21 protein-coding genes are annotated in these 18,850 nt (G+C 50.8%); 3 read left to right on the forward strand and 18 right to left on the reverse strand.

The features are described 5' to 3' along the window. Positions 1-201: 201 nt before the first annotated feature. The 13 genes from WMO29_RS04830 to WMO29_RS04890 all read right to left on the reverse strand — a co-directional run bounded on the left by WMO29_RS04830 (position 202) and on the right by WMO29_RS04890 (position 13,491). Positions 202-1,608: an oxaloacetate decarboxylase subunit alpha gene (locus tag WMO29_RS04830; RefSeq protein ID WP_178038571.1), complete on the reverse strand. Its 1,407-nt coding sequence runs from the start codon at positions 1,606-1,608 to the stop codon at positions 202-204. 88 nt (positions 1,609-1,696) lie between these two features. After that, the gene (locus WMO29_RS04835; RefSeq protein ID WP_178038572.1) at positions 1,697-2,845 is read right to left on the reverse strand and encodes a sodium ion-translocating decarboxylase subunit beta; all 1,149 of its coding nucleotides are present in this window, start codon (positions 2,843-2,845) and stop codon (positions 1,697-1,699) included. 37 nt (positions 2,846-2,882) lie between these two features. Continuing rightward, positions 2,883-3,254, reverse strand: coding sequence for a biotin/lipoyl-containing protein (locus WMO29_RS04840; RefSeq protein ID WP_186873490.1), 372 nt, complete (start codon positions 3,252-3,254; stop codon positions 2,883-2,885). Positions 3,255-3,285: 31 nt separating this feature from the next. Then, the gene (locus tag WMO29_RS04845) at positions 3,286-4,098 is read right to left on the reverse strand and encodes an OadG family protein (RefSeq protein ID WP_349163998.1); all 813 of its coding nucleotides are present in this window, start codon (positions 4,096-4,098) and stop codon (positions 3,286-3,288) included. Positions 4,099-4,111: 13 nt separating this feature from the next. Further along, positions 4,112-5,506: an acyl-CoA carboxylase subunit beta gene (locus tag WMO29_RS04850; protein WP_349163999.1), complete on the reverse strand. Its 1,395-nt coding sequence runs from the start codon at positions 5,504-5,506 to the stop codon at positions 4,112-4,114. A 210-nt stretch (positions 5,507-5,716) separates the two neighbouring features. Continuing rightward, positions 5,717-6,136, reverse strand: a complete 420-nt coding sequence (locus tag WMO29_RS04855) for a CBS domain-containing protein (RefSeq protein ID WP_349164000.1) — start codon at positions 6,134-6,136, stop codon at positions 5,717-5,719. Positions 6,137-6,159: 23 nt separating this feature from the next. Then, the gene (gene cls / locus WMO29_RS04860; protein WP_349164001.1) at positions 6,160-7,692 is read right to left on the reverse strand and encodes a cardiolipin synthase; all 1,533 of its coding nucleotides are present in this window, start codon (positions 7,690-7,692) and stop codon (positions 6,160-6,162) included. Between the two features lie 107 nt (positions 7,693-7,799). Further along, positions 7,800-8,756, reverse strand: a complete 957-nt coding sequence (locus WMO29_RS04865; protein ID WP_178038578.1) for a D-alanyl-D-alanine carboxypeptidase family protein — start codon at positions 8,754-8,756, stop codon at positions 7,800-7,802. Between the two features lie 115 nt (positions 8,757-8,871). Continuing rightward, on the reverse strand, positions 8,872-9,519 hold the full coding sequence (locus WMO29_RS04870) for an ABC-2 transporter permease (protein ID WP_349164002.1): 648 nt from the start codon (positions 9,517-9,519) through the stop codon (positions 8,872-8,874). Further along, positions 9,516-10,388, reverse strand: coding sequence for an ABC transporter ATP-binding protein (locus WMO29_RS04875; RefSeq protein WP_349164003.1), 873 nt, complete (start codon positions 10,386-10,388; stop codon positions 9,516-9,518). Before WMO29_RS04875 ends, WMO29_RS04870 begins: the two co-directional genes overlap by 4 nt. 2 nt (positions 10,389-10,390) lie before the next feature. Then, complete coding sequence (locus WMO29_RS04880; RefSeq protein WP_349164004.1) at positions 10,391-10,765, reverse strand: GntR family transcriptional regulator; 375 nt, start codon at positions 10,763-10,765, stop codon at positions 10,391-10,393. A 278-nt stretch (positions 10,766-11,043) separates the two neighbouring features. Further along, positions 11,044-12,267, reverse strand: coding sequence for a C40 family peptidase (locus WMO29_RS04885; protein ID WP_349164005.1), 1,224 nt, complete (start codon positions 12,265-12,267; stop codon positions 11,044-11,046). A 69-nt stretch (positions 12,268-12,336) separates the two neighbouring features. Continuing rightward, positions 12,337-13,491 (reverse strand): HipA domain-containing protein, encoded by a 1,155-nt coding sequence (locus WMO29_RS04890; RefSeq protein WP_349164006.1) that lies wholly within the window; start codon positions 13,489-13,491, stop codon positions 12,337-12,339. A gap of 210 nt (positions 13,492-13,701) precedes the next feature. Between WMO29_RS04890 and WMO29_RS04895 the strand changes: the two genes are divergently transcribed. After that, the gene (locus WMO29_RS04895; protein ID WP_178038592.1) at positions 13,702-13,986 is read left to right on the forward strand and encodes a metalloregulator ArsR/SmtB family transcription factor; all 285 of its coding nucleotides are present in this window, start codon (positions 13,702-13,704) and stop codon (positions 13,984-13,986) included. Between the two features lie 120 nt (positions 13,987-14,106). Here the strand turns inward: WMO29_RS04895 and yfcE are convergent, their stop codons facing one another. The 3 genes from yfcE to trxA are packed head-to-tail and all read right to left on the reverse strand — an operon-like array spanning position 14,107 to position 15,858. Beyond that, entirely contained in the window at positions 14,107-14,655 is a 549-nt protein-coding gene (gene yfcE / locus WMO29_RS04900) for a phosphodiesterase (protein ID WP_178038583.1), read from the reverse strand. Positions 14,656-14,669: 14 nt separating this feature from the next. Then, complete coding sequence (locus tag WMO29_RS04905) at positions 14,670-15,545, reverse strand: NAD(P)/FAD-dependent oxidoreductase (protein ID WP_349164007.1); 876 nt, start codon at positions 15,543-15,545, stop codon at positions 14,670-14,672. Position 15,546: 1 nt separating this feature from the next. Continuing rightward, a complete protein-coding gene (trxA, locus tag WMO29_RS04910) occupies positions 15,547-15,858 on the reverse strand; it encodes a thioredoxin (protein WP_349164008.1) in 312 nt (103 codons plus the stop codon). Positions 15,859-16,127: 269 nt separating this feature from the next. Here trxA and WMO29_RS04915 point away from each other — a divergent pair, with 269 nt between their 5' ends. Both WMO29_RS04915 and WMO29_RS04920 read left to right on the forward strand, forming a co-directional pair. Next, positions 16,128-16,394, forward strand: coding sequence for an autorepressor SdpR family transcription factor (locus WMO29_RS04915; RefSeq protein WP_178038586.1), 267 nt, complete (start codon positions 16,128-16,130; stop codon positions 16,392-16,394). Positions 16,395-16,397: 3 nt separating this feature from the next. Next, entirely contained in the window at positions 16,398-17,042 is a 645-nt protein-coding gene (locus WMO29_RS04920; RefSeq protein WP_349164009.1) for an SdpI family protein, read from the forward strand. An 86-nt stretch (positions 17,043-17,128) separates the two neighbouring features. On the opposite strand, the gene WMO29_RS04925 is transcribed toward WMO29_RS04920, so the two are convergent. Further along, positions 17,129-18,166 carry a DUF5692 family protein gene (locus WMO29_RS04925; protein WP_349164010.1) on the reverse strand — a complete coding sequence of 346 codons (1,038 nt, stop codon included), beginning with the start codon at positions 18,164-18,166 and terminating at the stop codon, positions 17,129-17,131. A 63-nt stretch (positions 18,167-18,229) separates the two neighbouring features. Then, the gene (locus WMO29_RS04930) at positions 18,230-18,787 is read right to left on the reverse strand and encodes a TetR family transcriptional regulator (RefSeq protein ID WP_178038589.1); all 558 of its coding nucleotides are present in this window, start codon (positions 18,785-18,787) and stop codon (positions 18,230-18,232) included. Positions 18,788-18,850 lie beyond the last annotated feature (63 nt).

The raw sequence follows: 18,850 nt of genomic DNA on the forward strand, positions 1-18,850 counted from the left end.
AAATTTCTCTCTTTCTATCTGTACACCTGTAGCAGCTCATCATCACAATGTCACATCGTTTCGGGTGAAATAGTGAATTTCATACGGATACTTCGTAATGTAAAAACAGCGTCGGCGAAAATTCGCCAACGCTGTTAGTGTACCACATTTTTGCCGGATCGGCAATCTGCGATTTCAAAATCTGATTTTTCAAAAATCCGATTATACCGGATATGCCCCGTTCTCGGTATCTGCTACCGTTGCGTCCATCTTCTTCTGCTGTGCGTCTCTGTACTTGAAGAAGTCGGTTGCTACCTGCGGGAACAGTGCGTAGGTCAGAACGTCCTCCGGCTGCTCCTCGTACTGCTTCATCTCGCTCTCCAGAGTCTCTAATTCGTTCGGAACCAGGTCTGCCGGACGACAGGTGATCACCTCGGCATCGCCGATGCACTTCTTCTGAACCTCCGGATTGAACGGCTTTACAGTCTTTCCATAGTGTCCGGACAGCAGGTCCTTGGACTCCTTGGTTACCATCTTGTAACGCTCGCCGCCTACCACATTCATAACAGCCTGTGTACCTACAATCTGGGAGGACGGAGTTACCAGCGGGCACTCGCCGAAGTCCTTACGTACACGCGGAACCTCCTCCAGTACCTCATAGTATTTGTCGGAAGCGCCCAGATCCTTCAGCTGGGAGGTCAGGTTGGACAGCATACCGCCCGGTACCTGATACAGCAGGGTCTTGATATTCACGCCCAGGTTCTTCGGATTCAGCAGGCCGCTCTCCAGAGCCTCGTCGCGCATGGGACGGAAGTAATCCGCGATCTCAGCAAGAAGCTTCTGATCATATCCTGTATCATAGGGAGTTCCCTTGAAGGTTTCAACCATAACCTCGGTTGCCGGCTGGGAAGTTCCCAGAGCGAAGGGAGACATGGCGCAGTCGATGACGTCTACGCCGGCCTCTACTGCCTTTAAGTAGGTCATGGAAGCCACGCCGGAGGTATAGTGAGTATGCAGCTGAATCGGGATCTTAACGGTCTCTTTCAGTGCCTTAACCAGCTCCGTAGCCTTGTACGGAAGCAGCAGGCCTGCCATATCCTTGATACAGATGGAGTTTGCACCCATCTCCTCGATGTTCTTCGCCATGGTGGTCCAATACTCCAGTGTATACGCGTCGCCCAGGGTGTAGGACAGCGCTACCTGTGCATGGCCGTTCTCTTTGTTGGCAGCCTTTACTGCTGTCTGCAGATTACGCAGATCGTTCAGGCAGTCAAAGATACGGATAATATCAATACCATTTGCGATGGACTTCTGTACGAAGTACTCTACGACGTCGTCGCCGTAGGGACGGTAACCCAGAATGTTCTGTCCACGGAACAGCATCTGCAGCGGAGTTTTCTTTGCCTTGTCTTTGATTTTACGAAGTCTCTCCCAGGGATCCTCATGCAGGAAACGAAGGGATGCGTCGAAGGTAGCTCCTCCCCAGCACTCCAGGGAATGGTAGCCTACCTGATCCAGTTTTTCCACGATGGGCAGCATCTGCTCTGTGGACATACGTGTAGCAATCAGAGACTGATGTGCGTCACGCAGGATAGTCTCGGTAATCTGTACCGGTTTCATATCTGACATAATAGTTCCTCCTATTATTACGGCTCCCAAAGTCAGATGTCTTATCGTGCAGGCACGAACGCCATCTGACTTTTTGAGCCCGGCATCATTAAATTCCAAAAATTGCCATAAAGGTTCCGGCTGCTACGGCCGTACCGATAACTCCGGCTACGTTCGGTCCCATGGCATGCATCAGCAGGAAGTTGGTCGGATCTGCTTCCGCTCCTACCTTCTGTGATACACGGGCTGCCATCGGAACTGCGGAAACTCCGGCGGAACCGATCAGCGGATTGATCTTGCCCTTGCTGAGTACGCACATAAGCTTGCCCAGAAGAACGCCGGCCGCGGTACCGAACGCGAACGCAATCAGACCCAGGGCTACGATCTTCAGTGTGCTGATATTCAGGAATGCCTCTGCGCTGGTGGTTGCTCCTACGGAGGTACCAAGCAGAATAACAACGATGTACATCAGGGCGTTGGACGCTGTATCCATCAGCTGACGTACCACGCCGGACTCGCGGAACAGGTTACCCAGCATCAGGGCACCTACCAGCGGAGCGGTGGTCGGCAGAATCAGGCAGACAACAATGGTTACAATAATCGGGAACAGGATCTTCTCCAGCTTGGATACTGGACGAAGCTGCTCCATCTTGATTTTACGCTCTTTCTCGGTCGTCAGCAGCTTCATGATAGGCGGCTGAATAATCGGAACCAGAGACATATAGGAATACGCAGCTACCGCAATGGGTCCAAGCAAAGCGGTCTGCTCCAGTTTTCCGGCCAGGAAGATGGAAGTCGGGCCATCTGCTCCACCGATGATGGAGATAGCCGCTGCTGCCTTGTCGGAAAAGCCCATGAGCATAGCGCCCAGATAAGCTGCGAAGATACCGAACTGAGCTGCCGCTCCCAGAAGGAAGCTCTTCGGATTCGCGATCAGCGGACCGAAGTCGGTCATGGCTCCGACGCCCATGAAGATCAGGGACGGCAGGACAGACCACTCATCCAGTACATAGAAGTAGTACAGAAGTCCGCCTACTCCGTTTGAAGTTTCCTCCGGACTTGCGATAATATCCGGATAAATATTTACAAGAAGCATACCAAAAGCGATCGGAACCAGAAGAAGAGGCTCGTACTCTTTTTTGATAGCCAGATACAGGAACACGCATGCTACCAGGACCATGACGTAATTTCCCCAGGTCAGGTTAAAAAACGCAGTCTGATGCATGAGGTTTCCCAGGGTTTCTAAAATGTATCCCATGTCTTAACCTCCGTTGATTTCTCTTAAGGCTATGCCATTAGTTCAGGGATGCCAGTAAATCTCCGGACTCTACAGCCTGGCCTACGCTTACGTTGATGCCTGCTACGGTGCCGTCCTGGGGTGCTACTACCGGGATCTCCATCTTCATTGCCTCAAGAATGATGATGCTGTCACCGGACTTCACTGCCTGTCCGACACTTGCCTCTACCTTCAGTACCTTGCCCGGTACGGAAGCCTTTACTGCTACTGCGCCTGCTGCTGCGGGAGCTGCCGCCTTCGGAGCTGCTGCCGGTGCCGGTGCTGCTGCGGGAGCTGCCGCTGCGGGAGCTGCTGCTACTGCGCCTGCGCCCTTCTCTTCAACGACTACATCATAAGCTACGCCATTTACGGTAATTGTATAATTTTTCATCTCTATGAATCCTCCTAAATATGAGCATGCGTTATGCTTTTTTCCATTTATTGTTGCTTCTGCGCTTGATAGAACGTACTACAAAGCCATCTGTAGATGTACCCTCTGCCGCCGCAATTGCCGCAGTGATGACTGCGATAAGCTGCAGATCGTCTGTCGGTGCAGGTGCCGCAGGTGCCACAGGAGCAGGTGCGGGCGCTGCCGCCTTCTTTGCCGCATCCTTCTTTGCCTTTCCCCGATTCTCAAATACGGATACGTATTTGAACAGGGAAATGATAAACGCCAGAAGAATCAGCACAGCGAATACAGATCCCATACCAATCAGGGTATTCAGGGCTGCCTTTTTGGCAATCTCTCCCTTGCTGTAGATCGGGTCCATGGTTACCGTGGTAACCACATCGTCCTTATCAAACTCCAGAGCCAGACGCATGTTATGATCTGTGAACTCATAGACAGCAGTGTAGGTTACATTGCCATCCTTGTCGGTGGTGCCGCCCTCATATTCCTTCAGGCCTACAAAATCACCGAACTCATCGAAATTGGCATCATAGGATTTCAGCAGGCTTAAGTATGCGTCTGCCGTAAAATCAAACTTCTGTCCGGTTCCGCCGATATAGGGATACAAAGCTACCTGCTGCTCAAAATCATCATAATTCTCCTGAAGATTGCTCAGATTCGCATCCAGGCTTTCTTTATCTGTACCAACCAGCATCTCCACATAGCTGTCGAGCTTGCCCTGGTATACCTCCTCGTTCGGAAGAGTCTCCTTGGCAGCGCAGCCGGTCAGTACAAAAAGTCCCATCAGGAGCAGCAGAGCCGATAATTTTTTCAAGCTTCGTTTCATACTCTCACTCCTCTTAGACAGTTCCGTGTTTCTTCGCCGGACGGTCCTCTCTCTTGGTAAATAACATCTCAAACGCGCCGATCACATACTTTCTGGTATCCTGCGCCTCGATAACGGTGTCCACATAGCCCCGTGCAGCCGCTGCGTCTACGCTGTCCTGAAGAGCCGCGTACTCTGCCGCCTTCTCCTGCTGGGTTGCGGCGTCCGCGTCCGCGTACATGACTTTTGCCGCCAGGGAAGCGTCCATCATGCCGATCTTCGCGTCCTTCCATGCGTATACCAGATCTGCGCCGATTCCCTTGCTGTTCATGATCACGTAAGCGCTGCCAAATGCCTCGCCTGCGATTACATTTACCTTCGGAACGGTCGCGTTCGCAAATGCGTAGGTAAGCTTCGCTGCTGCCTTACCGATATTGCGCTCGGTGCACAGGGAAGCCTTAAAGCCCTTTACATTGGTAATGGTCAGAACTGGGATATTGAACGCGTCACAGAACTCTACGAACTCTGCTGCCTTCTGGGCACCGCGTGCCGTCATCTCCTGCTCTCCATTGGCTACTGCGCCTACGGTCATGCCGTTCAGACGGATAAAGCCTGTCACCATATCCTTGGCGTAAGCTGCTTTGGTCTCAAAGAAAGCCTTGCCGTCAGCGATAGTGGAGAGGATGTAGGATGCGGAATACTCCACGCCCTGAAGTTCTGCGCATACGCGGTTCAGATCGTCCGCGCAGTCAGAGTAGCAGCCCTCTTCCTCATTGTTGCCCGGAAGCATTGCAACCAGTGCGCGGATCTGAGCCAGGATACCTGCCTCGTCAGCAACTACATCGACGCTGCCTGCTTCCTCTGCCTGGAATTTAGCAGAAGCACTGTCACACTTCTGGGTGCTGTTGCCTGCGATGGTGTTCGGAGCGTTCACGAAAAGCTTCGCGTCCTTCTCCTCCATAAAGGTAAAATCAGAAAGTCCCGGTACGACAGCCAGCCCGCCGCCGCAGTGACCGAACACTGCCGTGATCTGCGGAACTACGCCGGACGCCAGCGCCTGCTGGGTATAAACCTCTCCGAATGCGTTCAGGGCGTCTACGCCCTCCTGCAGACGGATACCTGCGCAGTCGATCAGACCGATGACCGGCGCTCCCATCTTACATGCCAGCTCGTACAGACGTACAATCTTCTTCGCATGCATCTCACCCAGGGTTCCGTTCAGTACGGAAGCGTCCTGACTGTACACATAGACAAGATTACCGTCAATCAGACCATAGCCGGTAACTACTCCGTCAGACGGGCACTTAGACTGCTGCAGATTAAAATCAGTGCTTCTGGCAGTCACCTGTCCGCCGATTTCCACAAAACTGTTCCCGTCCAGCAGACCTTCAATTCTTCTGCAAGCCGGGCTCTGTGCTGTATTACTCATTTCCAGCCCTCCATATATTTATTTGATAGTGTATTGTATAAACTACCATTGATACAAAACGATATCGGGATCAATTTTAGCAAAAAATAGACAGAGAATCAATATGAAATGTGCAACAAATTTTGCTTTTTACATAAAAACTTGTTATAGATCTATAAAAAAAGGAATGAACTGCCGTCATTCCTTTTTCAACATTTCTTAATTTCCTATTCAAATAGTTTTTTCTGTCTTCGTATATGCCTTATAACAGAATTCAATGATATCCTTCCGGGTCACAATCCCGATGAAGATGCCCTTGTCGTCGATAACCGGCACGAAATTCTGGTTCATGGCCTTGGACACCAGGTCTTCCATATTGGAATCAATGGAAATGGGCTCGCAGCGCATCCGGCGCTTCACAATGGTAAGCGGGACCTCCTCGGCCTGCTTTAAATCCAGTGCGAACTTATTTTTCAGGGACCACAGGAAATCGCCCTCGGTGATAGTGCCGATATATTCACCCTGACGGTTAATGACCGGAATCGCGGTATAACCGCTGCGCTCCAGCTTCTCCAGGCCCTGACGCATGGAAAAATCCTCGTAGAGGTAGGACACCTCCGCTTTCGGTTTCAGGAAAAATAAGATATTCATTTGTAATAAAACCCCTTTCTCGGTTACAGAAGCGGTGAAAATACCCGGAGCACCGCGCAGAACAGACTTCCAAAGAAGCCCTGTCTTGTGTCGCTTAAGGCAATCTCCCTACCCTTTTCCATGGTCGTCAGGCTGTCCCGCTTCACGTCCATCACCAGTGGATTCTGATAGAAGAAGGTACCGCATTCAAAATGCAGATACAGACTCCGGTAATCCATGTTAATCGTACCCACCACGGCCGCCTCGTCGTCGCAGACAAAGGACTTGGCATGGAGGAAGCCCGGTGTATACTCGTAAATCCGCACGCCTGCCTTCAGAAGCACCGGATAATAGGAACGGGTCAGCTGAAAAATCGTCTTCTTATCCGGAATGCCAGGCGTCATGATCCGCACATCCACCCCCCGTTTGGCCGCCAGACAGAGAGCCGTCTGCATCTCGTGATCCACGATCAGGTAGGGAGTGAAGATATACACATAATCCTTCGCGCGATTCAGGATGTTCAGGTACACATTTTCACCCAGGCGCTCGTCGTCCAGAGGCGAATCGCTGTAGGGCTGTATAAAGCCCTGACCCTCGAAGGCTTCCGGATGCCACACATGGGGCCGGAAAGCCTCATAGGATTCGTCCGTATGCCGGTGGGCGTTCCACATCCGCAGAAACATGACCGTATAGTTCCAGACCGCCTCGCCCTTCAGCATAAAGCCCGTGTCCTTCCAGTGCCCAAAGCGCACCTTTTCATTGATGTACTCGTCCGCCAGGTTCACGCCGCCGCTGAAAGCCGTATGACCGTCGATAACCACTATCTTCCGATGGTCACGGTTATTCATTACCAACGACCATAATGGAATAAATGGATTAAAGGCAAAGCTCTTGATGCCCTTGGATTCCAGAATCAGACTGTAGGCGGGCGGAAGCAGGGATACACAGCCAAGGTCATCGTAGATAAATCGCACATCCACGCCGGCCGCAGCCTTCTCCTCCAGAACCTTTAGAATACTGTTCCACATCTTGCCCTCGCCTACGATGAAGAACTCCATGAAAATAAAGTGTTCCGCTTTTTTTAATTCATCCAGAAGAGAGGCGTAATACTCCTCTCCGATTTTATAATAAGTCGCTGAAGAATGATCCCAGACCGGATAGCCGCCGGTTTCGGCCAGATAATAAGACTCGCCTTTCGTTCCCTGATCCATCTCGCCAAGCCGTCCCATGACTTCTTCCTGCTGCTTAAGCTCCCCTTCCGTACGCTTCCGCTCCGCGTCCAGCCTTTTTCGCATGCCCTTGGTCGGGCGCTTGTGACCTACCGCCATATAGAACAGGCCACCCAGAAGCGGCGCTACCAGAATCAGGATGATCCACGCGATCTTGTAGGCCGGATTATCCTCCGTATTAATGATCCACAGCACTGCCAGGATACTTATAATCCGGAAAACAAGGGACAGGCCCGTGGAATAATGAACCAGCTTTGTAAAAGTCAGCAGAAACCAACCCAGCTGAACAGCCAGAAGAATACCGAATATCACAATCCGGTTCAGCAGCTTTCCCAGAATCTTCTTCATACTTTTGTCCCCTCTCTTTCGTACCGATCTATGATATCATATTTTCTGATACTTTCCAACCGGCGGGAACCTGATTTCACAAAAAATTAAGGACTGTAACTTTTTGTTTACAGTCCTTCACCGGCTGCCTGAGTTTCCTCCGGCATGAGTGTCTCATTTATTGCCGGCGCTTCTTCCGGCACAGATTCTTCATTTGTTACCGGTGCCTCGTGTTTTTGCTTTTGTTTTTTCTCCGGCTTGTAATCGTAGGTTACTGCCTCACCCTCGGATACCGGCCTCGCGCCCAGATACTCCTCCAGCGTAATGTCTCTCTCGTAGATCTCCTTTGCCGCTTCCAGGCCCACATAGCGGAAATGCCAGGGCTCGTAGATAATACCCGTAATATCCGTGCTTCCGTTGGGATAGCGCAGGATAAAGCCATATTCCCAGCTGTGCTCCTTCATCCACTGAAAGCCTTTCGTATTCTCCTGCTTCTCGTCCAGCTTCCGGTACTCAGAGGAAACCACATCAATGGCCAGCCCCAGATGATGCTCACTGGTGCCCGGCACCGCCACCACCTGTCCTGCCTTTGACAGTGCGTCCTCCAGAGAATAACCCTGCTGCAGGTAGGAATCCGTCTTCTTCTCATACAGTGTAATCTGTTTGTTCATATCCCGATAAGATGAACTTACATAGATGGTCACTCCATCCTTCTTGGACGCCTGAATCATAGCCTTGAAATCATCATAGGCCCGGGCGTCTATCTGATGTCCGCTGCCAATGCTTTTCAACTCCACCTGATAATCCTCCGGAATCGGATGGGTCTTATTGACCAGAATCAGATTCCAGTCCTCCGGCAGATTTTCCTCCGTATCCTCCGTTTTTTCTTCACCGTCTGTATATTCTGTCACAAATTCTTTCGTCTCTTCCGCTTCCAGCACATCCGGAAGCGCTTCCTCCGACGTAGTCAGCACCGGTTCCTCCAGGCTCTGGGCATATACCTGGCCGATAAAAGCACCCATGCCAAGCATGGTACACACCGCTCCTGTGAAAATCCAGGCTCTTTTTTTCTGTCGTCCGGTCATAAGGTCTCCTTCGTTTTTTGTCGTCTTTTGTCCGTTCTTCAGTATAAAAGAAAAGAGCCTGATTTGCCAGACCCTTTTTCTGAAATCTTTCTTAAGATTTTGTGAATGCGCTTCCTTACCATTCCTTATTTTCCACAATCCGGATGGAAATATGGTAGGACACAATCAGCCCCACGATAGCCAGCGCTCCGAAGACTGCGCCTATAGACAGGAATCCCCGATCACCCAGTCCGGAAAGCCATGTTTTCATGTTATCTATACTGAACAGCAGCGCGAAGCCGGCAAATACAAGCAGGTAAGTCGCTACAAATAAAAACCGGGACTTTTCTACACCGAATTTATAGATGCAGGGCAATATAAAAACAATTGTCATCAGATAAATACAACTGATGGAACATGTGGACGCCAGAAGCTCTCCGTACCCCATCTCTGCCTTTGCTCCCAGCACCGCAAGCATACCTGCGCCGACCAGAATCCCAAGCGTCACCATAACCGTGAAAAGAAGCAGCGCAAACAGGTATTTCGCCTGTACCAGTTTCTTTGGCGTCAGGGGAAGGGTCAGCGCGTACCGGTTAAAATGGGAGGCTTCATCGTAGGAGGCTGTCGTAATTAAAAGCATCAGCCCATATACCAGAAGCAGGCTGGAAAGCACGGTTGGATTGTCTGTAACCAGGCCCCAGATCACTAGGCACACCATGCAAATCAGATAGATCTTCCCCATCTGCCGCAGTGTATACAAATCCTTCAAAATCAGTCCCTTCATCCCGCACACCTCTCATTTCCCGGCTCTCCCGCCGTATAAAGAAGAATATCCTCCAGGCTTGCCCGATCCATAACCAGATGCTCATCTGCCTCCAGCCCTTTCCGGCTCCGCACCAGCACCTCCGTATCGAACCGACCCCGGCGGACACCCACCACAATGGCCGGATTCAGCTTTGCGGCCTCTTCGGCGCTGCATCGGATCAAGGCGTATTCCTCCAACAGCGTATCCCTGTCTTCATACAGAAGAATCTCCCCTTTATGAATCAGCAAAATGTAATCCGCGATCTTCTCGATGTCGCTGGTGATATGGGAGGACAGAAACACCGTATGCCGCTCGTCCATAACAAATTCCCGGAGCATATCAAGAATCTCCGCACGCACCACCGGATCGAGACCGCTAAGCGCCTCATCGAGAATCAGAAGCCGGGCCTGATGGGACATGGCCGCCGCGATGGAAAGCTTCATTTTCATGCCTCTGGAATATTCTTTGATCATCTGCTTCCCCGGGAGCCCGAACCGATCACAGAGTTTTCCAAAGCGTTCCTCCTGCCACCCTCTGTAGATGGCCTTCAGCATCCGATTCACATCTCTCCGGTTCAGATAATCTGGAAAGCAGTTCTCATCAAAAACCACGCCGATCTGTTCTTTCAATGTCTCGTCCTTTGCGCCGTCCGGCTCGCCAAGCAGTGTAATTTCTCCGCCGTCCCGCTTTATCAAATCCAGAATCACTTTTATCGTCGTGCTTTTTCCCGCACCGTTCTCTCCGATAAAGCCCACGACGCTGCCCTCTGGGATCTGAAAGCTCACATCCTTCAGTGCAAAACCCGGATACTGCTTCGTCAGATGTCTTACTTCTATGGCACTGTTCATATTCACGCCTCCTCAAATAGTAATTTCAAAATGTCCACAAGCTCCGTCTCGTCCATACCGCACTGTCTGGCCGCGTCCACTGCTGCCTGCAGGTGCCCTTCCACGGCCCGCAGCCGCTCCTCACGGACAAATTCCTGATCTGCTTCCTTTACGAAGCTTCCCTTACCTACTACCGTGGTGATAAAGCCCTCCCGCTCCAGCTCCTCGTAGGCCCGCTTGGTGGTAATCACGCTAATCCGAAGCTCCTTTGCCAGCAGCCGCATGGAAGGCAGCGCCTCTCCCGGCTTCAGGGATCCATTCATAATCTGCCCCTTAATCTGAGCTGTGATCTGTTCATAGATGGGCTTGCCACTGGAATTACTGATGATGATATTCATAGGCTGTTTTCCTTGCTTTCTTTGTGTGTGTTGTGCTTATATAATGTATATATCATATATATACATTATAGTCAACCACTTTTTATTCTGTTTAACGAATTGATACTGCAGGATGCTACTTACGGCGGGTCGTGTAAACGACATGCTACCTCTCCGCCGCAGTGCGATAATATTTTTAGGTAACAGGGGATTCCATAGGAATTTCCTGTTACATAAAAAGCGCCTGCCTCCGGTTTCCCGAAAGCAGACGCCTGTACACGCTGTCTGTTTATTTCATTTTAATAATATCTCCGCACCGAAAGAATACCCCGGTAGGTAGCCGAGCTGATCTTGATGCCGGTCTTGGGTGTGCTGGAGTGGACGATGCGTCCGCCGCCGATGTAGATCCCCACATGGCCGCCATAATAGATGATATCTCCCGCCTGGGCGTCCGCATAGCTGACAGACTTGCCGGAATGTCCCTGGGCGTCAGACTGACGGGGAATGGAAATCCCAAAATTCTGATAGACCGCCCAGGTAAAGCCAGAACAGTCCGCGCCGTTCGTCAGGCTGGTGCCGCCGGATACATAGGGATTACCCACAAACTTCAGGGCATAGCTTGCAATCGCCGCGCCAGATCCGCCTCCGGAAACGGATGTGGAAGATCCGGAGCTGCTCCCGGAACCGGAACTGCCCGAACCGGAATTCGATCCGGTGGAAATGGTGCCGGACTTGGATGCTTCACTGTTTTTCGCCGCCGCTGCAGCCGCTTCCGCTTCCTTTTTCTTCCGCTCAGCTTCCAGCTTCTTGAGCTGCTTCTGCTGATCCTGCAGCTGCTTCTTATAGGTCGCTGCCTGGGATTTGGCAGCAGCCAGCTGACTGTCATAATCTGCCTGCTCTGCCTTCTTCTGCGACAAAGCGGCCTCCGTGGCGCTCTTTTGATCCTCATACTCCGCCTGCAGATCCTCCATATCAGCCTTTTCCTGCTCCAGCTCCTCCAGCAGATCCGCTACCTCCTGCTTGGTTTCCTGATATTCCAGGAACATTTCCCGGTCCTTGGTCTGAATCTCCTGGGCGAAATCCGCCCGGTTCAGAAAATCGGAGAAATTCTCCGCCTGCAGGAACAGGGACAGATAATCCATATCTCCCTCTTCGTATATGTACTGAATCCGAAGCTTCATGGCTTCGTACTGCTCTTCCTCTTTCTGCTTGGCCGCCTCGTAATCAGCCTGAGCCTGATCCACTTCTTCGGCCTTGGCCTCAATATCGCTCTCCAGAAGCTCGATATTCAGCACCAGGGTCGTCAGCTCGGAGTTCAGGGAATTCACCTGGCTGAGCACGCTGTTGCGCTGACTCTCGATGGACTTCATCTGGGAATTGATTTCGTCCAGCTGCTTCTGGGTCGCCTGCTGCTGCTTCTTAATCTCTGACTCTGTGGTCGCCGACGCCGTAATAGAAAATCCCATCACCCCGGCCAGCACCAGGGCTGCCATTTTCTTACCTGTATATCTGAATTTTTTCATCAAAATAATCTCCGTATTCTTATGTTTTTCCCTGCTCATAGATATTCTAATTATAGCTGGTTTTTGGCCTTATTTCAAGCGATAATGGGCAATTTCAGTTTCCTTTTTCTGGGAAATTCCTGTCTGCGTACTTTTATCTATACAGCACTTTTTCAGGAGCTCCAGTCTGTGGCAGAACATCTCATAATACTGCGGCAAAGCCGCGAAGCAGGCCCGTTCCACCTCTTTTTTCTGACACAGGCCGACGCGTCTGACCGCCTCCACAGCCGCCTCCTTCTGCGTCTTGTGCTCCCGGTGAAACAGCGTCTGACAGTTTGCTCCCTCTTCCGTATCATAGGCATAAAACGCCCGGTTAAAATCCATAAGCTTATGCAGACCCACCGGCTTATTGGTTTTATTTTTCACCAGCACGCCCCAGTTTCCCCAATGCCGATCCGTATTGCCCGTCAGATAATCCAGAATATTCATCATGTAATAGCTGTGGCGATCCAGTCCCAGCACATATTTTTTTGTATCCCGTCCATGATTGGCCGAATAGATTTCAAAAGCCTCCATAGAAACAATGGAATATTCCTTGGAGGTAATATTATCACTGGCCGTCACCATTACCCCGTCAAAATAGTCCTTTTCATAAAGCACCTGATTCGCGTCAAAGCAACGGCAGATTTGGCTGGCCAGAAGCTCCCGTTCCACTGCTTCCGTTCCGCCGTCTTTCAGTAACCGGAAGCCGCCCTCCACTCTCTGCCAGGCCTTGGGAAAGCAGCCGTTGGTGGCCAGATCCTGCGCCAGCTGTTCATTATTTACTGTATATTGTTTTCCCCGCAGGGCGATATCCATAAAGGTATTGGAAAGGTGGTTATCGTAGAGATTCACCTGCGCGAAGGTGACCCGTTCTTTCTGATTGCGGACCCAGAATACGTCCGTCAGGGATACACAGCAATAGGACAGGGCGATCCGGGCGCGTTCCCGATCCGTAACGGCCTGCTGCATCCCGATGCTGTTCAGAATCTCCTTCGCGTACTGCCTGTCCAGCGTCAGAATGCGGGTGGAGCACCAGTAATAAAAATTCGTCACATTATTGACCAGTGTATCAACATCCGTCTCTTCTTCTAGGTACAGATTGTAGGGCAGAAAAGAGCGGTAATAGATCTTACACCGCCCGGAAGTATCGATTCTCGCTACCCGTCTGTCCATATGCATAATTTCATAGATTTCTACGCCCATCGGTTCTCTCTCCCTTTTCTTCATTACTTATTATATACCAGATTTCCGGCGCTTTTCCACTGTTTTTTATATATGAATATGCATATATATATTCTCATATCATCATATTTTCAAATATTATTCTTGTCACCGATTTTTTCTTATGTTACAATCAATATAGCTTTCTCAATCATTTGAAAAAGGAGGGATCGCATTTTGAGCAGCGAACTGATGCCCGCCGATGACGAGGTTTATTATCTTTCTGAATTTTTTAAGGTATTCGCGGATTCCACACGGATCAAAATTTTATTTGTACTCCGTGACGGAGAACAATGTGTCAATGATATTGCCGCGGGGCTTGAAATGTCCCAGAGTTCTATCTCCCACCAGCTGCGGGTCTTAAAGCAGAGCCGCCTGGTAAAGTTCCGTCGGGACGGCAAAACCATCTACTACTCTCTGGCCGACGATCATGTGGTCAATATTCTCTGCCAGGGTCTCGAGCATATCGAAGAATAAGAGAGGATGTTGTCAAAAAAGCTTCCGGATTCCAAACGGTTTTTACCGCATGGATTCGGAAGCTTTTCTTTTTCATACACTATTTTCCATGAATTGCCCTGCCATACAGACAGCTATCCGTTATAATTGCGGGCAGAATTCCTTCTGCACGTTTCCTTCCAGATCCTTCCAGACAAATGTGCCATCCTCCAGAATCATATAGCCATGCCAGCTGTTCTCCTTCGGGATGGATACGGATCCGGGATTCAGGTAAATATAGTCCTCCGTCTCCTTACACACAGGCACATGGGTGTGTCCGTGGAGCAGAATGTCACCCTTTTTAAGCTGCGGCAGGTTCTTCTCGTTGAACACATGGCCATGGGTGGCGAAAATCATCCGCTCATTCAGATACAGAATGCAGTAGTCCGCCAGTATCGGAAATTCCAGCACCATCTGATCCACTTCCGTATCGCAGTTGCCGCGCACACACAGCAGATCCTGCTTTCTGGGATTCAGCATGGCAATCACCTGCTTGGGCGCGTAATCCTTCGGCAGGTCGTTGCGGGGACCGTGATACAGGATGTCGCCCAACAGCAGCAGCTTATCTGCCTTTTCCTCATCGTATGCTTTCAGAAGCTTTTCACAGTAATACGCGGAACCGTGAATATCTGACGCTATCATCAGTTTCATTTTTTGTTTCTCCTTCAGTTTGAATTATTTTTTTGCTGCCGCACGAAACGGATCATGCTCATGGCAGCCTTTGCTCCCTCACCGACTGCTTTGGAGATCTGCAGAAGGCCTCCGGTACAGTCTCCGGCTGCGTAAAGTCCCGGTACGTTGGTGGCCATTTCTTCATCCACTTTGATGTTCCGTCCTTCTGTCATGGCTCCGATTTTCCGGGCCAGCTCGGCGGCTCCGGCGCTTCCCAGCGCCACAAATAAGCCGTCCAGGGCAAGGGGCTCACCGTCATCGAAGCTTACGCTTTCCAGCTGTTCTTCCCCATTTACGGAAATCAGCTTTTTCTCTATCACAGCCACGCCCTCCGGAGCTGCTGTAGTGAGCGCTTTTCCGTTGGTCAGGATCACAGCTTCGCCGACTACAGGCAGAAGCTGGCCAAGTTCATGGATGGCATAGTCCTCATTTCCCAGGACGCCCACCTTCCGTCCCCGGTAAAAGAAAGCGTCGCAGACAGCGCAGTAGCTGACGCCGCGGCCCTCCAGCTTCGAAAGCCCCGGAACATTGGCTGTCTTCCGGGAGGTTCCCGTAGCCAGCAGCACGGCCTTCGCTTCATAGGTTTCCTTCCGGCCTTCCAGCCGAAAGCTTCCATTCCAGCTGATATGGAAAATCTCGTCCTCTGTAAGCTCTGCTCCCAACGTTTTCGCCTGTCTCTTGGTATTCTCCACCAGCTCGCAGCCGGATATGGGCTCCGCCATGCCGAAATAGTTTTCGATCTTGTCCGCTTTTGTCAGCGCGCCGTCATCCTTACCGATGACCAGGGTCTTTAGATTCGCCCGGCTGGTGTAAAGGGCCGCCGACAACCCGGCCGGTCCGTTGCCTACTATGATTACGTCGTATGCCATCTCAGACTCCCAGCAGATTCTTTACAGCTTCTTTGGACTGCAGACCTACGACCGTGGCTGCGGCCTGTCCATCCTTGAACAGCATCAGGGTCGGAATGCTCATGACGCGGAACTTCTGCGCCAGTCCCATGTTCTCATCCACATTCAGCTTGCCGAATTTAACGCCCTGTACCTCTTCCGCCAGCTCGTCGATAATAGGTCCCTGCATCTGACAGGGTCCGCACCATACAGCCCAGAAATCCACCAGTACGGGAACGTCAGACTTCAATATCTCTGTCTCAAAGTTTGCTTCTGTAATCTCTATCACTGCCATAATGATAACCTCCTTATATGAGCCCGCTGCCGGGTTCTCCCGGCCCGGCGCGTTTTATTTTTCTTACTGCTTTACTCTACCACATCCAGAATGAAAAATCTACATTTTCCTGTTCTCAATGTGTCCAGCTTCTGCCGCCTTTATGTAAAATTTATCAGCTATAAATTTTCTTGACTTTTCTATTCCTGTGTGCTATTTTGTGTTTAGATATTTAGATATTCATCTAACTATCTAAATATCGGTTTCTGAATATCAGGAAAGGAGGCACTATGTTAAATGATGCTTTTAAGGCTTTGTCGGATCCCACCCGGCGGCGGATTCTGGAGCTGCTGACCGAGGGAGATCTGACTGCCGGGGAAATCGCCGGCTGCTTCGATATCTCCAAGCCTTCTGTCAGCCATCACCTGAATGTCCTGAAGTCCTCTGGGCTGGTGCTGGACGAGCGCAGAGGCCAGAACATCGTCTACAGCCTGAATATGACTGTTTTCCAGGAACTTATGAAATGGTTTTTTGATTTTTCCAAAGGAGGAAAATAAGAAATGAAATTAACGAAAAAGGATTATTTTTTTATCGGACTTTCCATAGTCTCTCTGCTGGCTCACGCCTGCCTGCTGCCGGGAATGCCGGACATCGTCCCCACCCACTGGGGCTTTGACGGGACGGTCAACGGCTATTCCAACAAATACGTGACCCTGTTCCTTGCGGCGCTGCCCTGTATCCTGTTCTTTTTCATGAAGCTGCTGCCCTATATCGATCCAAGGAAGAAAAGCTACACGCTCCATAAGAAGGCCTTTGATATTTTTATTTACACTATGACCCTGTTTCTGATCTGCCTTACCTGGGCTACCGACGCTGTCATTTTCGGCCTTCCGGTGCGGATCGAGCAGGTGGTTCCCGTGGCCGTGGGAATTCTCTTTCTGGCCATCGGCAACTATATGCCGCAGCTTCGCACCAATTACACCATGGGAATCAAGACGCCCTGGACCCTGGAAAATGAATATGTCTGGAAGAAAACCCACGCCATGGGCGGCGTTCTCTTCTGTATCATGGGAATTCTCCTGATCCTGTCCGGTGTCTTCCCCTCCAGGCTTATGACCATGCTGGCCTTTGGCTTTATTCTTGCAGGCACCCTCTGGCTCTACGTATATTCCTGGCTGGTATACCGAAAGCAATCCGGCTCATAATCCGTTTCTTCAATATCTTCAATAAGGGGCGTGCCCGGAGCGGAATTTTTCCGTCCCGAGCACGCCCCTGTAACTGTTCCAAAGCCTTATCTGGTTCTGGCCATTGCCTCCTGATAATCCTTCGTATCCACGAAAATCTCTTCCTTCCACGGATTCTTCTTCTGTACCTTCGCCTGCTTCAGGATATAAGCGAAGCTAAATACGTTGACTGCAAACGCAATCACAGAAATCAGTCCCTGCGCCGTAGGATTCGCGGTAACCGGCATAGTGCTTCCCATTGCCGCGGCTATGCCGCCCTCGCCGTAGACGGAGGTCACCGTAGTGAAACGGCTGGCGTCCTGGAACAGCGGAAATACCTGTGCGAACATACACCACAGAGCCAGGGTATTGGCACGGTTCTGGATCCAGCCGCCCTTATTCCAGAGAGCCGCCGCAAAGGTGGGTGCCAGAAGCAGTGCCAGACCGCAGTACCAGGAATGGGTCGGCAGATTCAGATAGGTATACTGGAAATTCCAAATGTCATATGCCAGAATGTATACCCAGATCATATCCGGCCACAGCATATCCTGCTTATTTTTAGAGGAGTAAATGCCCCACCAGCCGGTCATACATACGATATTGAATAGACCCGCCAGGCCATTCAGCACATTCCACCAGCCGCCATACAGCCATACGCCCTCTGAGGACAGCCACCAGCCGCCTGCCAGAGATCCGGCCCGGATAGCGGATTCAAAATCAGAGGCCACCGCGATCAGAATGTTGATTGCCACAATCACAAAGGGGAAGGCTTTAAACCAGTATGATTTTCCCAGTTTTCCCCAGTTGTATTTCAGTACCATAAATCCGATACAGCCCGCCGTCGCCGCGTACAGCTTGGCGTAATGGAACCAGCTGTTCATATGTACGTAGGTGTCATTCTGCAACGCCCATTCTGCGCCCGCCGCCGCTCCGATGTAGATCGCGATAAAATACACCGTCAACACTGCGGGAAGAGCCAGGAAACACGCGATTCCGCCCCATTTGGTCCGTCTTGCCACCTCGTTCATCAATACCAGTCCGGCAAAGACCAGCAGCCAGCCTAACAGCTGCCAGCCTGCGGTTTCTCCATAAATCTGAAAAAACATTGTCTCACTCTCCTTTTTCTTATTTCTGCAATCCTCACAACAGGTAACTGCGGGAAGCGTCTTTCACGCTGCTCTTATCCCCTTCATGATGATCTGAACCATCTCTTCTTTTCCCTGCTCGTAGGTCAGCCCGTTTTTATAGAGAATATCGCTCTCCGTAAAACAGGTTACCGTTCCCCGGATCATCGCCATTACCACCGGAACGGAGATATCCTTTCGGATCTTACCTTCCCGTACGCCCCGCTCCAGATACTGCTCCGCAAGGATCCAGCCCTGATTCACCGCCTCCATCAGGTATCTGTACTGCTTTGGATACTTTCGGGCCACCTCAAAGAGCCGGCTGAGGCCGATATTGTAATACTTGGTGGGAATCGCGCAGAACAGCCGTTCCAGCTTTTCCAGAGTATCCAAACTGTCATCCTGTTCAATGGCTTCCCTCATATCGGTAAAATCCCGGGCATACCGGTCGGCAATTCCCACCAGCACATCCTGCTTGCTCTCAAAGATGGTGTAGATGGTTTTTTTACTAATCCCTAATTCCTTCGCCACATCGTTCATGGTAAATTTCGATCCATGTTTCGTAAATTCTTCTATGGCTGTATCAATGATTTTCTCTCTCATTCATCCCTCCTTAGGGTGTTTCCTTTTTGTCAGGGGAAACCCGGAAACCAAAAAAAGTTTCCT

It is taken from the genome of Laedolimicola intestinihominis (assembly GCF_040096155.1).
Classification (GTDB): Bacteria; Bacillota; Clostridia; order Lachnospirales; family Lachnospiraceae; genus Laedolimicola; species Laedolimicola intestinihominis.

What these genes read in the sequence shown, in the direction of transcription:
- WMO29_RS04830 (WP_178038571.1), bottom strand. Translation starts at nt 1,608, where the DNA reads ATGTCAGATATGAAACCGGTACAGATTACCGAGACTATCCTGCGTGAC.
- WMO29_RS04835 (WP_178038572.1), bottom strand. Translation starts at nt 2,845, where the DNA reads ATGGGATACATTTTAGAAACCCTGGGAAACCTCATGCATCAGACTGCG.
- WMO29_RS04840 (WP_186873490.1), bottom strand. Translation starts at nt 3,254, where the DNA reads ATGAAAAATTATACAATTACCGTAAATGGCGTAGCTTATGATGTAGTC.
- WMO29_RS04845 (WP_349163998.1), bottom strand. Translation starts at nt 4,098, where the DNA reads ATGAAACGAAGCTTGAAAAAATTATCGGCTCTGCTGCTCCTGATGGGA.
- WMO29_RS04850 (WP_349163999.1), bottom strand. Translation starts at nt 5,506, where the DNA reads ATGAGTAATACAGCACAGAGCCCGGCTTGCAGAAGAATTGAAGGTCTG.
- WMO29_RS04855 (WP_349164000.1), bottom strand. Translation starts at nt 6,136, where the DNA reads ATGAATATCTTATTTTTCCTGAAACCGAAAGCGGAGGTGTCCTACCTC.
- cls (WP_349164001.1), bottom strand. Translation starts at nt 7,692, where the DNA reads ATGAAGAAGATTCTGGGAAAGCTGCTGAACCGGATTGTGATATTCGGT.
- WMO29_RS04865 (WP_178038578.1), bottom strand. Translation starts at nt 8,756, where the DNA reads ATGACCGGACGACAGAAAAAAAGAGCCTGGATTTTCACAGGAGCGGTG.
- WMO29_RS04870 (WP_349164002.1), bottom strand. Translation starts at nt 9,519, where the DNA reads ATGAAGGGACTGATTTTGAAGGATTTGTATACACTGCGGCAGATGGGG.
- WMO29_RS04875 (WP_349164003.1), bottom strand. Translation starts at nt 10,388, where the DNA reads ATGAACAGTGCCATAGAAGTAAGACATCTGACGAAGCAGTATCCGGGT.
- WMO29_RS04880 (WP_349164004.1), bottom strand. Translation starts at nt 10,765, where the DNA reads ATGAATATCATCATCAGTAATTCCAGTGGCAAGCCCATCTATGAACAG.
- WMO29_RS04885 (WP_349164005.1), bottom strand. Translation starts at nt 12,267, where the DNA reads ATGAAAAAATTCAGATATACAGGTAAGAAAATGGCAGCCCTGGTGCTG.
- WMO29_RS04890 (WP_349164006.1), bottom strand. Translation starts at nt 13,491, where the DNA reads ATGGGCGTAGAAATCTATGAAATTATGCATATGGACAGACGGGTAGCG.
- WMO29_RS04895 (WP_178038592.1), top strand. Translation starts at nt 13,702, where the DNA reads ATGCCCGCCGATGACGAGGTTTATTATCTTTCTGAATTTTTTAAGGTA.
- yfcE (WP_178038583.1), bottom strand. Translation starts at nt 14,655, where the DNA reads ATGAAACTGATGATAGCGTCAGATATTCACGGTTCCGCGTATTACTGT.
- WMO29_RS04905 (WP_349164007.1), bottom strand. Translation starts at nt 15,545, where the DNA reads ATGGCATACGACGTAATCATAGTAGGCAACGGACCGGCCGGGTTGTCG.
- trxA (WP_349164008.1), bottom strand. Translation starts at nt 15,858, where the DNA reads ATGGCAGTGATAGAGATTACAGAAGCAAACTTTGAGACAGAGATATTG.
- WMO29_RS04915 (WP_178038586.1), top strand. Translation starts at nt 16,128, where the DNA reads ATGTTAAATGATGCTTTTAAGGCTTTGTCGGATCCCACCCGGCGGCGG.
- WMO29_RS04920 (WP_349164009.1), top strand. Translation starts at nt 16,398, where the DNA reads ATGAAATTAACGAAAAAGGATTATTTTTTTATCGGACTTTCCATAGTC.
- WMO29_RS04925 (WP_349164010.1), bottom strand. Translation starts at nt 18,166, where the DNA reads ATGTTTTTTCAGATTTATGGAGAAACCGCAGGCTGGCAGCTGTTAGGC.
- WMO29_RS04930 (WP_178038589.1), bottom strand. Translation starts at nt 18,787, where the DNA reads ATGAGAGAGAAAATCATTGATACAGCCATAGAAGAATTTACGAAACAT.